The following is a 13,568-nucleotide window of genomic DNA, read 5'->3' as shown; positions in this document are numbered from 1 at the left end:
GCCATTGGAGCGGCTCTCGAGTTCGACCAGATGAAGCAGAAGCTCTCAGATGTCTTCGTGCCTTCGCGGCTGTACATCTACTACAACGAGCGGTCCCTCGAGGGCACGGTGGCGTCCGACAGCGGGGCCCAGATCCGCGATGGCATCAAGACGGTCGCCTCAGACGGGGCCTGCCACGAGCCCCTATGGCCCTACGACATTACGAAGTTCGCCGACCGGCCGCCGACCAACTGCTACGACGATGGTGCCAAGAACAAGGCCGTCACCTATCAGCGCGTGGTCTCCAATCCGAGTCAGCTCAAGGGATGTTTGGCCTCCGGCTATCCGTTCGTCTTCGGATTCACGGTCTACGAGAGCTTCGAGAGCGAGCAGGTCGCGAGCACCGGGCACGCGCCCATGCCAGCCAGCGGCGAGAAGGTCCTGGGGGGCCACGCCGTCATGGCCGTGGGTTATGACGACGCTTCCCAGTGGTTCGTGGTCCGGAACTCGTGGGCCGCCACTTGGGGCATGGGCGGATACTTCACCCTTCCCTATGCCTATCTCGCCCAGCGGGGACTCTCCAGCGACTTCTGGACGGTCCGGCTGGTCACCTAAGGCTGCGTCTGCCGAACGGAGCTGAGTTCTGCTGCAGGGCCAGTCGACTGCGGTGCTGAAGGCCAGCCAGGTGGCGGGAGCCGGTCCCAACTTCATGAGGAGAGCCCCACATGAGTGGCGGAACCGAGACGCCAAGTCTGCACCAGGAGCAGGAAGACTACCCCTGGACCATCAACATCCCGGATCACCCGCCGCGCTCCGACAGTCCTGCCTTCGTGGCCTCCAAGACCTTGGCCCACAAGATCGCGCTAAGTGCGGGCGTCCCGCAGTTGTTGGGCCAAGGCAAGATCCAGGAGCATCACGGAGGCTCGCTCTACCTGTACGACGACAGCGGCTGGTTTCTCGTGAAGAACGTAGCGGGCATCGAGTGGAGCGCACAGTTCTGCGCAGACCCCGACAAGGTAGACCAGCTCCGCCAGAACGCCCGTCGGCTGTATGTCGCCTTTCCCCAGTCCGCAGCCAAGATGGCCGAGCTGGGCTATCAGAACGCTCAGCAGCTCCTGGACAATCCGATCAAAGACGCCAACGGTGTCGCGGCCTGGGTGGACTCGATCTTCAACTCCTGCGTCCCACTCCCCCAGCTCCGGCACGTGGGAGTCCTATCGTCCAGCCAGACTGGATCCGGGGGCGTCCATCACTATCCGACCCCTATCACGGACATCGAGCTCGTCAAACACGACGACTTCATCCTCTGGGTCACCGACCCCGAGTCGGGCCAACCGGCGGCCGTCGTGCCCGCTGGTCGTCGCGGCAGTGGGAACGGCGAGGCGAGGGTCGTCTATGCGACGCCTGGGACGCCCCTGGCCAAGCAGCTCGACCGTGCCCAAGGAAAGCGCCAGACGCTGATCGCCCCTGCTACCCATCCCCTCGCTCAGCAAGCGTTCGGTCTTCAGAACAGCAAGGCGGGTCGGGACGACGCAGGATCGGTCAAGAAGAAGGGCCGCAAGGGTCCTGCCAAGATCCGGAAAAGCACCAAGTCGGCTGGCTGACCGCCTCGCTTGCTGAGTGCACGATCGGCGCCGTACGTGGCTGCACGGCCGAACCTCAGGGCGCAATGTCGAGTTGCACGACGAACTCGTCACTCGGAGTGGTCTCCCAGCTCCGTCGTTCCACGAGGCGAAGCTGCGTCCAAGCGGGTGTCATGGCTTCGAAGGTCTTCACCCGGACTCCAGGTTCTCCTCGTCGATCGACACCTCCCGTATAGCGATCGTCAACTTCTCGCAGGACCAGTGGATCGATGTCGGGCTCCCAGCGGTACCCGGTCGTGGGATTCTCCTCCAGCCTGACTTGGATCTGATCCCCGACGTGAACTGAACGAGTGCCGCGAGTGTCGTCACTTGTCAGCTTCAAGGCTGGCTCTCGGCTCATGGCTGAAGGGTACAGAGAGTCGATTCGGCACCGGACAGCCTTTGTCTGGCACCATTGTGCGATGGCGGTCAGCTTGAATCACAACCTCAGCCGGATCCGGGTCGCATCAATCGCCGTCGCCCTAGTCACCACTGCGGTCATCGCATCCGGCTGTTCATCCTCGAACTCGGCGACAGGCTCGCCCAGTCCGGGCCTCATCGCGGTGGAAGGTCCGATGACCGGCTCCCAGTCGTCGACCGGCATCGACATGTTCCAGGGAGCCCAGCTCGCCGCTGATCAGCTGAACGCGTCCGGAGGTGTCGGTGGGGTGAAGCTCCGCTTAGTGCGGGCCGATGACGCCGCGTCCGCCGCAACGGGAGTCACTACCGCCAACCGCATGGTCGCACAGCACGTCTTCGGCGTAGTGGGTCCGTTCAACTCTTCGGTGGGTGTCAAGAACCTCCCCATCTACCGCTCGGCGGACGTCTCGATCGTCCGGCTCACGAGCGCCGGCACCACCCAGGGCTTCGGCGTCACCACCCAACCGATGGACGTACAGGTAGCGCCGGTCGAGGCGGCCGAGATCACCCAGGTGCTCCACGCCACCAGGGTGGCCATGGTCTACGACACGTCGACCTACACGGCGGGAATCGCCGGGCGGCTGCGGGACCTGCTCGCCGCCGCCGGTCATCCTCCGGTGGCCTTCCAGTCGATAACCGAGGGCCAGAGCGACTTCTCGGGGGTCATCTCGGCGGTGGCGGCCAGCCATCCCGACCTCGTCTACATCGCCGCCTACGGTGCCGAGGCGGGCCAGGTCGCTCGCCAGGCATCGCAGAGCAATGTCGGAGGCGGCTGCTTGGTCGATCTCGCCGCCCAGGGTCCTGACTTCGTGGGAGCAGCGACAGTGCCGGTGGCGCAACACTGTCTCAACAGCGGTGTTCCGCCGGCCCAGCAGTTCGCCGGCGCCGGCCAATACGTGACCGACTACACGAACGCATTTCACACCGCTCCGGGGACCTGGGGGACCTTCACCTACGACTCGGTCAAGTTGCTGGCCCAAGCCGTGACGGAGGCTGGGGGTTGGAAGGAGGCGGCCACCCAGTCCCGCCTCGACCAGGCTACGAACTTCCAGGGCATCACCGGCACCATCACGATCGAGCCCAAGACCGGGAACCGCGCCAACAGCCCCGTCGTCATCCTCGACATCGACTCGTCCGGCAACTACCTCATCAACCGGGCCTGGGCACAGACGGTGGGCTTTCCATTGCCGACAGCCACGTCGTTACCCTGAGGATGTCCTCGAGCCACCAACCCCGCCCGTTCGCGCTGAGACGGGCGGACAGCATGTTCTCGATCAGAGTCGGTGATCGGGAAAGATGAGCGACCGCCACATGTGAGCGACAGCCGAGCCGTCGAACCCCAGACCCTCCTTGGGTTGTCGGAAGTTGCGCCCGATGATGTCGACGAAGGGCTCGAGCGAGACCGGGGCGTCGGGGTCGAAGGCATAGAGATCGTGAACCGCCACGGTGGACTCGCCACCGAGCACCTCGAAGAAGACATCACGATCGATCGACATGGGTAGCCGCCCCCCTTTCTGGTCAGCCGGGGCGCTGACCCCGACAGGCGTGCAGTAACTCGGTCATGAACCAGACCGAGGACTCGGTGCAGGCGGCGATGAGCGCCTCGTGATCTTCCTCGGTCGACTCGGTCGCCCCGCCATCGACTAGGCCCCAATCACGGATGGAATCAAGGGTCTGCTGCCACCACCGCGCCCAGGGGCTGCCGCCGCGCACCACCTCGGCGGTCGCCTGGTGGTCGATGTTCTCCAGCCCACAGCGGTCGAACATCACCGAGAGCTTCCGTCCGAAGAAGGCGTCGTAGCCGCGAGAGGCGAACCAGCCCCCACTCCGGTAGGCATGGTGGTAGCCGGCGTACAGAGGATGAGAGGGATCCACCGGTCCGGCCATCCCCCAGTCCCCGTCCTCGTCGATGAGCCAGCCCCCGGGGCGCAGGCACTCCACCATCCGCCCCATCGCCTCCATCTGCCTGCCGGCCAACCAGAAGAGGGTCAGCCGGGAGCAGACCACATCGAACGATCCGGGCTCGAGGGCACCCAGGGGATCGTCGAGGATGTTGTGCCGGCGCACCTCGAGGTTGGGAACCTGCTGGCGGTCCAGGTACGTCAGGTCGATGTCGGTCGCCACCACGGTGCCGCTCGGCCCGACTTGCTCGGCCAGCCACAGGGCCATCGACCCCCGCCCGGCGCCGACCTCGAGGCACCGCCAGCCCGGCTGCACCAGGCCACGCCGCTGACGGGATCCTGGATCGAAGATCTGCTCCAACAGCTCGAGTCGCCCACCCTCGAACTCCTCCCGGCCCGCTGAGTCCAAGCGGTAACCGGGGTACGCCTCGAGCCCCGCATTGATCGAGGTGATGTCAACCTTCGGCATCCGGCCCCCCCTTCCACCTGACCAGCTTGCCTCTCGCAACTTTACGTCGTCGAGTCCTCGTACGCCCGCAGCCTGATGGCCGAGTGGCGAGACCGGGCGATATGGGCGATATGCAATAGCGTTCGTCGCGCCGTTCGAGCCGGCGGCGACGTGGAGGACCCGGTCGCACGCTGCGGGCTCACCTCGCAGAGGCCGTCGGAACCGATGTTGAGCCCGATGTTGCTCATGTTGTAGAGGTGCTCGCTCCCGACGAGCCAAACGATGTCGCAGATCTCACGCTCGCTGTAGTAGCGCGCGAGTCGGGCGAACGTGTCGGGACGGACCTGCTTGGCGGTTGTGAGCTCGGTTGCATAGTCGAGCGCCGCGCGCTCGGCGTCGGTGAACAGGGGGTTCGTTAGATATTCCGGTAGCGCATCGAAGCGTGCCGCGTTGTCGGGTGACTCCTTTGTCGCGTACCACCTCGATATCGATATCGGCTCGTCACTCGGTCCGCGGACCAGGCCGGGCGCCCACTGGTTCGCCTAACTGCCGGAAATCCGCCGAGGGGCCGGGGTGAGCGCTACCTCTCCGACTCGTATGTGACGAAGAGCGGAGGATTGGCTCAGGCGCTTCAAGGCGCGATACTGAGCTGGGCTGGCCAAGACGGCGCTGCGTCGAGACTCGATCGAGTGCTTACAGCCAAAGGGGGGAGCTGTGGTGAACAGGCTTGAAGCGGACGTCTGTGTCGTTGGAGCCGGCTTTGCAGGAATGAGTGTCGCCTGGCGCCTCCATCAGGAAGGGCTTGCCGTCGTGGTGCTCGAGGCCCGCAACCGAGTCGGCGGCCGCACCTGGACCGAGTACCTGGCTGACGGCAGTCACATCGACCGGGGTGGAGCCTGGTTCGGACCGGGCCAGGACCGGTCCTACGCGCTCGCCGAGGAGATGGGCCGGCCCACGTACCCGACGTGGTATGAGGGCGACAACATCCTCGTCGAGAGTGGAAAGCCGAAGCGGTACGCAGGGCTGGTACCGCTGCGCATCAACCCATGGCAGCTCGCCAATCTGGGCCTCGCGGTGAGCCGCCTCGACAACATGGCGAAGAAGGTCCCGAGCGACGACCCCTGGAAGGCCGCGAAGGCCCGCGAGTTGGACCAGCGGACGATCGGCGCGTGGATCGCTCACAACACCGACTCGGGCACCGGCCGCGACATGGTTGAGGGGTTCCTAACCGGCCTGTTCGGCTGCGATCTCTCCGAGGTCTCGATGCTCGGCGCGCTGCACATGATCCACAGCAATGGCGGAATCAACGACATCGGGAGCATCAAAGGCGGCCACCAGCAGGATCGCGTCTTGGGCGGCACCCAGTCCGTCCTCAATGCCGTCCATGAGCGCCTCGGTGATCGGGTCCGGCTCGACTCGGCCGTGCGCGACGTCGCATGGGGCGGCGACAGCGTCGACGTCTCCGGACCGAACGTCACCGTGCACGCCCGGCATGCCGTGGTCGCGGTACCCATCTGGCTGTCCGACCGCATCCTGTGGGACCCGCCGCTACCGATCGACCGTGCTCAGCTCATCCAAAGGGTGCCTCCCGGGCAGTTCTACAAGATCCACCTCGTCTACGACGAGCCCTTCTGGCGCAATGATGGTCTCAATGGCCAGACCCTCGACAACAATTCACCGGTTCCGCTCACCCTCGACGGTTGCGGTCCCGAACCGGGGCCGGGGGTCCTCGTGATCATTAGCGGTGGGGTTCATGCCCACGACCTGTCAAGCATGGGTGCGGACGAGCGGCGCGCCACCGTGATCGACGAAGTGCGGCGGCGCTTCGGCCAACGCGGCGCCCGTGTCGAGAACTACATCGAGCAGAACTGGACCGACGAGCAGTGGACGCGCGGCGACATGTGCACCCACTGGCCCTCGGGGGTCCTGACCCAATTCGGCCCCGCCCTACGGCCGCCAGTCGGCCGCCTTCACTGGGCGGGAACCGAGACCGCGCCGATCATGTTCGGGAGCATCGACGGGGCGATCCGGTCGGGTGACCGGGCCGCGCGCGAGATCCTCGCCGCCGAGAGCGAGGAGGTGGCCGTCTCGGGATAATCTACACGGACCGCTTGCTCAGTACCGGTGCGAACGCAACACCGCACACCGAGCAGGCGAGGTCCACCACGAGTACATTGACAAGATCAGGTCAGAATCGGGGGGTCAGGGACATGGCAACGACATTCGGCGCGGTCCACCGCTTCAAGGGTGGTACATCCGAGCAGTACGACAGGGTGCTAAAGGTCGTGCACCCCGATGGCGGCAAGGGACTTCCTCCAGGGCAGATCTACCATGCTGCCGGACCGAGCGACGACGGTTTGATGGTCGTCGTACTGTGGGACTCGGAGGCTTCGTGGGTGAAGTTCCGTGACGAGACTCTGTTGCCCGCGCTTGCCACCGTCGAAAACGGGCTGCCCGGACCACCCGAAGAGACCACCTTCCGGGTACACAATACGATCTCTGTTTGAGTCGCGGTCCCGCGGCAACCAGCGCACACCCGTCACGCACGCCCGGCCAGACCCTGCTTCTACGCTGATGGACCCGCATCACGTCGCGTCATCGTGATCCGAAGCAGGTAGTCACCGCGTCGCTCAGTCGGTCGACGGGTCTGCCGAGAGGGATGCCCAGGCTGCAGTACCGCTAGCTACGATCTTGCCTATCTCGGCGAAAGGAGACCGACAGCGATGAGAGCGGCGGTGTACTACGAGACCGGCTCCCCCTCCGTGTTCCGGTACGAAGAGGTACCGGACCCGATGCCGGGCCCAGGCGAGGTTCTGATCGACGTAGAGGCCATCAGTATCGAGGGTGGCGACACCATCAGCCGGCTCCGAGGCGACATGCGCCAGGTGCCGCACATCGTTGGATATCAGGCTGCCGGCACTGTCGCACAATGTGGTGAGGATGTTACAGACTTGAGCCCAGGTTCCCGGGTGGTGACCACAGGAATCGATAGCTCGCACGCCGAGCGGAGGGTCGTAGGCGCGAACTTCGCCTGGAAGGTGCCTGAAGCCCTCGCCATCGACCAGGCGGCGTGCGTGCCAGTTTCCTACGGGACTGCTCACGACTGCATCTTCGAGTTCGGACGCTTGGTGTCTGGGGAGACCGCGCTGATCCATGCTGGCGCCGGAGGTGTCGGTATTGCCGCCATCCAGATGGCCAAACGCGCCGGCGCCCGCGTCCTCGCCACGGCTTCGAGCGACGACCGGCTCGAGCGCCTCCGAGAATTCGGCCTCGACCACGGCATCAACTACGCGTCCCAGGATTTTGTGGCCGAGGCACGGCGGCTGACGGGTGGAGCCGGTGTCGATGTGATCGTGGACTCGGTAGGCGGCCCGACCCTGCAAGGAAGCCTTCGTGCGCTGGCCTACCGTGGCCGCTGCGTCTCGGTGGGTGATGCTGGCCGATCGGCTGCCGACCCGCTCGACGTCTCCGGCATGCGCCCCAACAACCAGAGCTTGTCGGGGTACTTCCTCGGCGCTGAGTTGTTCCTGGGATCGCGGGCCTACGGCATGATCGCCGAGCAACTCGACCTCGTCGCCCGTGGCGAGTTGCGCGTGGTCATCGACCGTACATTCCCGCTGTCAGAGGCCGCCGAGGCTCATGCCTACATCGAGAGCCGCCAGGCGTTCGGGCGAGTCGTGCTCATTCCTTGACCGCACGCCAGGACCGTTGCCGATGAACGAAGCCCTGGTTGTCAGCCGGTGACCGTCACCAGCGTGCCCACCTGGAGGTACGGCCAAGCTTGCTCGGCAGCGTTGTAAGGAGCCTCGACGCAGCCCAGGCTCTGCGGATAGCCGAAGGTGCTCCGGGAGATGTAGTGAACCGCGTCGCCACCATTGAAGTAGGCGACCCAGGAGACGGGGTCGGCGTAATGTGACCCGCCCGGGTTGGTGCCCGACATGACCTGGGACGCCAGATGCTCGTAGACGGGGAAGGTTCCGTCCACTGTGGGATCCCCGGCGATGCCGGTGTTCACCGCGGTCTGTACCGCGACGGCCCCGTTGTGCCAAACCGTCATTGTCTCGGGCTTGGCTTTCGAGACCAGAGCGTAGGTATAGCCTCCGGTGTTGCTTGCCAGAGTGGGGCCTTCAGCCGCCTGCAAGAGCTTCGTCCACAAAGCAGCACTGGTCACTCCGTCGACGGGCAGTCCGCTGACTCGCTCGAAGGCCATGACGGCTCCGCGGACGACGACCGTGCTCTGTCCTGGAAGCCACGTCGATGTGAGCTCGCTCGGAGCCGACCAGTTCCACGTGAAGCTTCCGGGAGGTGGCTGGAAGGCGGCGAGAGCTTGCTGTGGTGAGGTGAGCGGAGCTGGGTTCGCCGCCGCCCAGGTGACAGGCAGATAGCCCAGGGTGGCCAGCAGCTCCTGCAGGCGCAGGACAGAGCCATCCTGGACGTTCCACGAGTAGCTGACCGGGGCGGCGAGAGTCGACCCGTCCTTCGCCTTCAGGCCTCCCGCGCCTGCCGGGATGGTGAGGGAGATGGTCGACAGGGGCGAGAATGCTCCGTTGGGGACAAAGGTCAGCACGTTGCCGGGCTTGGACAGCCAGCTACCTGGGATGGCGGGAGAGAGGCTGGGGAGTGGCGACTTGGAGGCCAGCTCGTCGGATAGTTGGATCTGGAGAGTGCTTGTCCCGGTCAAGCTCGTACCCGAGGCGGGGGTTACGCCGAGAACGGCAAGCGGAGGCCTGCCCGGCAGGGCATAGGCACTCTCAGCGGGCCTGGCCCTCGTGGCTCTGGCGGCGTGAGCAGAACTCGCAGCCCCACAGGCGCTACCGACAACCGCCAACGCCACCCCAGCGGTCAGTGCCCACCGTTTCGACCGCCGGCGGCGTCCTCCGCTCAAAGCGGCTAACACCATATGACCCCCCTGGCACCGATTGGGGTCAGGATATCGGCATTTGAGGGAGTTCGGTCGTCGGGGCGGCCAAAGTCCTCCGACCGGCCGCGTGCGGGCGCAAGAGGCAGGCGCCGGTGCCGGGCCTCCTCGGGCGCCCGCCTTCCGCTGGACAGGCCTCCTCGGGTTCAGCGCGTCCTAGACTCCCTCGAGTTTCGTCCTGTCCACTGCTGGCTGTCCGATGTCGCTTGATGCCAAACAGGTGATGGTTCACGCCGGGAAGAATGGAGCTCGCCGTTGACCGGTGTCGACACAATTGACGGATCTACCGATGTACGGGCTGCGCGTTCGGGCGCGAACCGGTGGATCCTGGTGATCATCGCGACAGCCCAGCTCATGGTGGTTCTCGACACCACCATTGTCATCATCGCCCTGCCCACTGCACAGCACTCGCTGGGCTTCTCCAACGCTGACCGGCAGTGGGTTGTGACGGCCTATACGCTCGGATTCGGAGGCTTGCTGCTTCTCGGTGGTCGGATCAGCGACATAATCGGGCCCAAGCGAACCCTGATGATCGGTGTCTTGGGCTTCGCCGCCGCCTCCGCCCTAGGCGGCGCATCACAGACCACTGAGATGCTGATCGGTGCCCGCGGGTTGCAAGGGATGTTCGGAGCACTCTTGGCTCCCTCCGTTCTTTCGCTCCTCACGGTCACCTTTACGGACCCGCACGAACGCGGGCGGGCCTTCGGGATCTATGCCTCTATCGCTATAGCGGGCGCAGCATTCGGGCTGATACTCGGAGGTCTGCTGACCCAGTATCTGAGCTGGCGTTGGTGCCTCTACGTGAACCTGCCCATCGCCGCCATCGTCGCCGTCGGGGCATCCGCCGTGATCCCGAAGCGCTCCGGCCGCTCGGGCGTCCGACTCGACATACCTGGGGCGATCCTCGGTTGTGGAGGATTGGTGGCCCTTGTCTTTGGTCTCGGCGAGGCCGCGACCGTTGGGTGGGGCTCTCCCCGAGTCGTTGGCTCGCTCGTCGCGGCAGCGGTGTTGCTCGCAGTCTTCGTGCTCGTGCAGGCCAAAGTCTCAAGTCCGCTCCTACCGCTGCGCATCCTGGCGAACCGCAACCGTGGCGGGTCGTTTCTCACCATCGTCTTTGCCGTACTCGGCATGTACGGCACCTTCCTCTTTCTGACGTACCTGCTCCAGACAGTCGATCACTTCTCGCCGCTCAAGACCGGCGTGGCGTTCCTCCCCCTCATGATCGTCAACGGCTTGGCGGCCACCCAGCTTGCCAGCCGTCTCATGCCATACCTTCGTACCCGGCTGCTCATTGTTCCGGGGCTGCTCATCGCCGCCATCGGTGTGGCGCTCCTGACTCAGCTGACCCCCGACTCTTCTTATGCGAGCCATGTTCTCCCCGCCGAGATCCTGCTAGGGCTGGGGCTCGGACTCGCGCTGGTTCCCTGCATTAGTACCGCCACCAACAACGCCGAACCTCGTGATGTCGGCATCACGTCGGCCACGACGAACTCGTCGCAACAGATCGGTGCCTCGATCGGTACCGCATTGCTCAACACGATCGCCGCCATAGAGACCTCGGCGTACCTGAGGTCCCACTCTCGCGGCCCGAATCTCGGCGCCCAGGCCACGGTGCACGGCTTCGCGATCGCGAGCGCTTGGGCTGCGGGATCTCTGCTAGTTGGGGCCGTCGTAGGAGGAATCCTCATCACCGCCCACCCTGGACGCGAGAACGAGCAGGTTGGCGCGGCCGACGATCGCGGCCTGTAGGGCCCGGAACGTCGCATTCGTGCTCTCGCGAGTCCACCTGAACGGTCGGTTTTGCTGCGAAAGTAGATCGGAGGCGTGACCGGGCAGGTGGCGGGTCGGCAGAATGGCGAGGTGGCTACATGGGCTCAATTCGAAGCCGACGCCCCCGATCTCGTCAGCTTCGTCGAACGACTCTGGCCGGGGGTCCTCGCACTCAATCGCAACGAGAACCCTCCCAAGGGTTCGCCGTGCTTCAGCGTCAGCTACCTCGCTACCGTTCGTCCGGATGGGAGCCCACGGCTCCACCCCTTCTGCCCGATCCTCGCAGGAGGACGGTTGTTCGCCGCCATCCCGCGGTCGTCGCCCAAGGGATGGGATCTCCGGCGGGACCCTCGGTGCGTGATTCATGCGCTGCCGGGTCACGAAGATGACGAGCTCTGCATACGTGCGATGGCGCGGGACGTGACCGACGAAGCGGCCACGAGGGAGCTAGTGGGTCGAGTCGTCGCGAAAAGCCTGGTCGGCGGGATGATCGAGACGGCGTCGGACGATCCACTGTTCGAGTTCGACCTTGAGCAGATCGATATCGCCCGCTGGCTCGACATCGGTCAACCGGGGACCCGGGCAGTTCGCCAACAGTGGCGGGCCAGCTAACGCCGGGTCGGTGGCACCTGGCTGAATCCGGTGCGCCCCTCCAGTTTTGGAGCCTACCCCCGCCTCGTCAGAGAACTACCGGACCGACCCCGGCTCGCCCGTCTCCTCGTACCCTGACCGAGTCTCCGAGGGCCCGAGTCGGCGCGGAATTCCCCCCGCCTTCGCTGGGTTGGTATAAGGGTACGTGGGCCGAGGGCCTTCAGAGACGCCGGGATTGACGTCGACACCGTCCGCGGTTCGTATGAGCTCCGCCTCCTTGGCGACGGAGAAAGGACGGTAGAAGTGCTCGGTTTCAAAGTTATTCGCCAGTACGAGCAAGGGATTGTCTTCCGGTGGGGAAGGGTGCTTCCGGGAGTACGGGAGCCCGGCCTGACATGGGTCAACCCATTCATCGACCGGCTCACGAAGGTCAACATGCAGACGGTCGTCTCTGGCGTGCCGGGCCAGGAGGCGATCACCAAGGACAATGTGACGCTACGGGTCGACGCCGTCGTCTACTTCCGGATCATCGACCCCGTCAAGGCGATCGTCAACGTGCAGAACTACATGCAGGCGATCTCCCAGGTCGCCCAGACCTCGCTTCGATCGGTCATCGGGCGCAGCGATATGGACCAGCTGCTTTCCGAGCGTGAGCGGGTCAACGCCGAGCTCAAGGAGGTCATCGACGAGCCCACCGAGGGGCCTTGGGGAATCCGGATCGAGCGCGTCGAGGTCAAGGACGTGTCGCTGCCGGAGTCGATGAAGCGGTCCATGTCCCGTCAAGCTGAGGCCGAGCGTGAGCGGCGAGCCCGGGTCATTGCCGCCGATGGTGAGTTCCAAGCCTCCAAGAAGCTGTCCCAGGCCGCCGAAGCGATGGCCGCCACTCCGTCCGCATTACAACTGCGGCTGCTGCAAACGGTTGTGGATGTCGCCGCCGAGAAGAACAGCACCCTGGTGATGCCGTTCCCGGTGGAGTTGCTGCGCTTCTTCGATCGCGTGCCCGGGCTGTCCGCCCAGGCCGAGGGCGCCGAGGCGTCCGCTGGTGCCGGCAATGGGCACAGCGCCGCACCGGTGGGGTCTGCGGAGGTGCCCGCCGCCTGAGCGGGAATCACGCCATTTGCCAGGACTGGCCCAATGGGGTAGATCCTTCTCGATGGAGAAGTCTGACGATGGTTGATCTCCTGTCCTCGGTAATCGATGCTCATGGCGGTCTCGACCGCTGGTCCGCCGTGGACGCGGTGACGGCTCGAATCACCATCGGGGGTGTCGCCTGGGAGGCCAAAGGTCAGCCGGACATCGTTGGCCCCAAGACCGTTGAGGTCGACACACGACGAGAGCGCATCGGGCTGACGCCGTTCGCCGCGGCCGATTGGGATCTCGAGCTCTATGCCGCTCCCGAACGTGTCGTCGTGACCGATCGGGAGGGGGCAGTGGTCGAAGAACGCACGACACCTCGTTCGATGTTCGCCGGCTCCGACATGACCTCCCGGTGGGACATGCTCCAGGCGGGGTACTTCATCGGTTACGCATTGTGGAACTACCTCACGGAGCCCTTCCTGCTCAGCTACCCCGGAGTCGAAGCACACGAGATTGACTCGAGCGAGCAAGAAGGAGACACGTGGCGTCGCCTACGAGTGACGTTCCCTGAGACTGTCGCGACCGACAATGTCGAGCAGGTGTACTACTTCGATAGCACAGGCATCCAACGCCGCAAGGACTACGACCTGGAGATCGACGGCAACGTCCCGGTCGCCCACTACACCAATGAGCCAAAGACCTTCGATGGAATCGTGGTGCCCACCGCTCGCCGCGTTCGCCGGCGGATGGAAGACGGCGGCGCCGACATGGCCGAGGACTACATCACGATCGACATTCACCACGTCGCGTACCGGACGCTGTAAGCGGTGTTTCGACCGACA

The 13,568-nt window shown here is 65.0% G+C and carries 14 protein-coding genes; 10 read left to right on the top strand and 4 right to left on the bottom strand.

Annotated features, from left to right (window positions below; translation table 11 throughout):
• Both VGF64_10900 and VGF64_10895 read left to right on the top strand, forming a co-directional pair.
• Positions 1-594 (top strand): C1 family peptidase (locus tag VGF64_10900; protein ID HEY1635257.1); only part of this gene is annotated, 594 nt, incomplete at its 5' end.
• Between the two features lie 110 nt (positions 595-704).
• Entirely contained in the window at positions 705-1,583 is an 879-nt protein-coding gene (locus VGF64_10895; protein HEY1635256.1) for a DUF6424 family protein, read from the top strand.
• Positions 1,584-1,638: 55 nt separating this feature from the next.
• Here VGF64_10895 and VGF64_10890 read toward each other — a convergent pair whose 3' ends face one another.
• Positions 1,639-1,962 carry a protease inhibitor I42 family protein gene (locus VGF64_10890; GenBank protein HEY1635255.1) on the bottom strand — a complete coding sequence of 108 codons (324 nt, stop codon included), beginning with the start codon at positions 1,960-1,962 and terminating at the stop codon, positions 1,639-1,641.
• Between VGF64_10890 and VGF64_10885 the strand changes: the two genes are divergently transcribed.
• Positions 1,961-3,232, top strand: a complete 1,272-nt coding sequence (locus tag VGF64_10885; protein ID HEY1635254.1) for a branched-chain amino acid ABC transporter substrate-binding protein — start codon at positions 1,961-1,963, stop codon at positions 3,230-3,232. The two genes, VGF64_10890 and VGF64_10885, sit on opposite strands and share 2 nt — an antisense overlap.
• Positions 3,233-3,295: 63 nt before the next feature.
• Here VGF64_10885 and VGF64_10880 read toward each other — a convergent pair whose 3' ends face one another.
• On the bottom strand, positions 3,296-3,517 hold the full coding sequence (locus VGF64_10880) for a hypothetical protein (protein ID HEY1635253.1): 222 nt from the start codon (positions 3,515-3,517) through the stop codon (positions 3,296-3,298).
• 22 nt (positions 3,518-3,539) lie between these two features.
• Positions 3,540-4,391: a methyltransferase domain-containing protein gene (locus tag VGF64_10875; GenBank protein HEY1635252.1), complete on the bottom strand. Its 852-nt coding sequence runs from the start codon at positions 4,389-4,391 to the stop codon at positions 3,540-3,542.
• Between the two features lie 696 nt (positions 4,392-5,087).
• Here VGF64_10875 and VGF64_10870 point away from each other — a divergent pair.
• The 3 genes from VGF64_10870 to VGF64_10860 all read left to right on the top strand — a co-directional run bounded on the left by VGF64_10870 (position 5,088) and on the right by VGF64_10860 (position 8,062).
• On the top strand, positions 5,088-6,467 hold the full coding sequence (locus tag VGF64_10870; GenBank protein HEY1635251.1) for an FAD-dependent oxidoreductase: 1,380 nt from the start codon (positions 5,088-5,090) through the stop codon (positions 6,465-6,467).
• Positions 6,468-6,580: 113 nt separating this feature from the next.
• The gene (locus VGF64_10865; protein HEY1635250.1) at positions 6,581-6,877 is read left to right on the top strand and encodes a hypothetical protein; all 297 of its coding nucleotides are present in this window, start codon (positions 6,581-6,583) and stop codon (positions 6,875-6,877) included.
• A gap of 216 nt (positions 6,878-7,093) precedes the next feature.
• Positions 7,094-8,062 (top strand): zinc-binding dehydrogenase, encoded by a 969-nt coding sequence (locus tag VGF64_10860; GenBank protein HEY1635249.1) that lies wholly within the window; start codon positions 7,094-7,096, stop codon positions 8,060-8,062.
• Positions 8,063-8,103: 41 nt separating this feature from the next.
• Here the strand turns inward: VGF64_10860 and VGF64_10855 are convergent, their stop codons facing one another.
• Positions 8,104-9,051, bottom strand: a complete 948-nt coding sequence (locus tag VGF64_10855) for a L,D-transpeptidase (GenBank protein ID HEY1635248.1) — start codon at positions 9,049-9,051, stop codon at positions 8,104-8,106.
• Positions 9,052-9,618: 567 nt separating this feature from the next.
• Between VGF64_10855 and VGF64_10850 the strand changes: the two genes are divergently transcribed.
• The 4 genes from VGF64_10850 to VGF64_10835 all read left to right on the top strand — a co-directional run bounded on the left by VGF64_10850 (position 9,619) and on the right by VGF64_10835 (position 13,550).
• Positions 9,619-11,037, top strand: a complete 1,419-nt coding sequence (locus VGF64_10850; protein ID HEY1635247.1) for an MFS transporter — start codon at positions 9,619-9,621, stop codon at positions 11,035-11,037.
• A 75-nt stretch (positions 11,038-11,112) separates the two neighbouring features.
• Complete coding sequence (locus tag VGF64_10845) at positions 11,113-11,670, top strand: hypothetical protein (protein HEY1635246.1); 558 nt, start codon at positions 11,113-11,115, stop codon at positions 11,668-11,670.
• A gap of 282 nt (positions 11,671-11,952) precedes the next feature.
• Positions 11,953-12,750, top strand: coding sequence for a slipin family protein (locus VGF64_10840; GenBank protein HEY1635245.1), 798 nt, complete (start codon positions 11,953-11,955; stop codon positions 12,748-12,750).
• A 68-nt stretch (positions 12,751-12,818) separates the two neighbouring features.
• Positions 12,819-13,550, top strand: a complete 732-nt coding sequence (locus tag VGF64_10835) for a hypothetical protein (GenBank protein HEY1635244.1) — start codon at positions 12,819-12,821, stop codon at positions 13,548-13,550.
• Positions 13,551-13,568: the final 18 nt, after the last annotated feature.

Source organism: Acidimicrobiales bacterium, assembly GCA_036491125.1.
Taxonomy (GTDB): domain Bacteria; phylum Actinomycetota; class Acidimicrobiia; order Acidimicrobiales; family AC-9; genus AC-9.
Note: the sequence above shows the minus strand (reverse complement) of the source record. Positions and strands in the feature narration are given on the sequence as shown.

Excerpts from the sequence above, each read along its gene's own strand:
- VGF64_10875 (HEY1635252.1), bottom strand. The coding sequence starts at position 4,391 with ATGCCGAAGGTTGACATCACCTCGATCAATGCGGGGCTCGAGGCGTAC.
- VGF64_10865 (HEY1635250.1), top strand. The coding sequence starts at position 6,581 with ATGGCAACGACATTCGGCGCGGTCCACCGCTTCAAGGGTGGTACATCC.
- VGF64_10885 (HEY1635254.1), top strand. The coding sequence starts at position 1,961 with ATGGCTGAAGGGTACAGAGAGTCGATTCGGCACCGGACAGCCTTTGTC.
- VGF64_10880 (HEY1635253.1), bottom strand. The coding sequence starts at position 3,517 with ATGTCGATCGATCGTGATGTCTTCTTCGAGGTGCTCGGTGGCGAGTCC.
- VGF64_10895 (HEY1635256.1), top strand. The coding sequence starts at position 705 with ATGAGTGGCGGAACCGAGACGCCAAGTCTGCACCAGGAGCAGGAAGAC.
- VGF64_10860 (HEY1635249.1), top strand. The coding sequence starts at position 7,094 with ATGAGAGCGGCGGTGTACTACGAGACCGGCTCCCCCTCCGTGTTCCGG.
- VGF64_10835 (HEY1635244.1), top strand. The coding sequence starts at position 12,819 with ATGGTTGATCTCCTGTCCTCGGTAATCGATGCTCATGGCGGTCTCGAC.
- VGF64_10890 (HEY1635255.1), bottom strand. The coding sequence starts at position 1,962 with ATGAGCCGAGAGCCAGCCTTGAAGCTGACAAGTGACGACACTCGCGGC.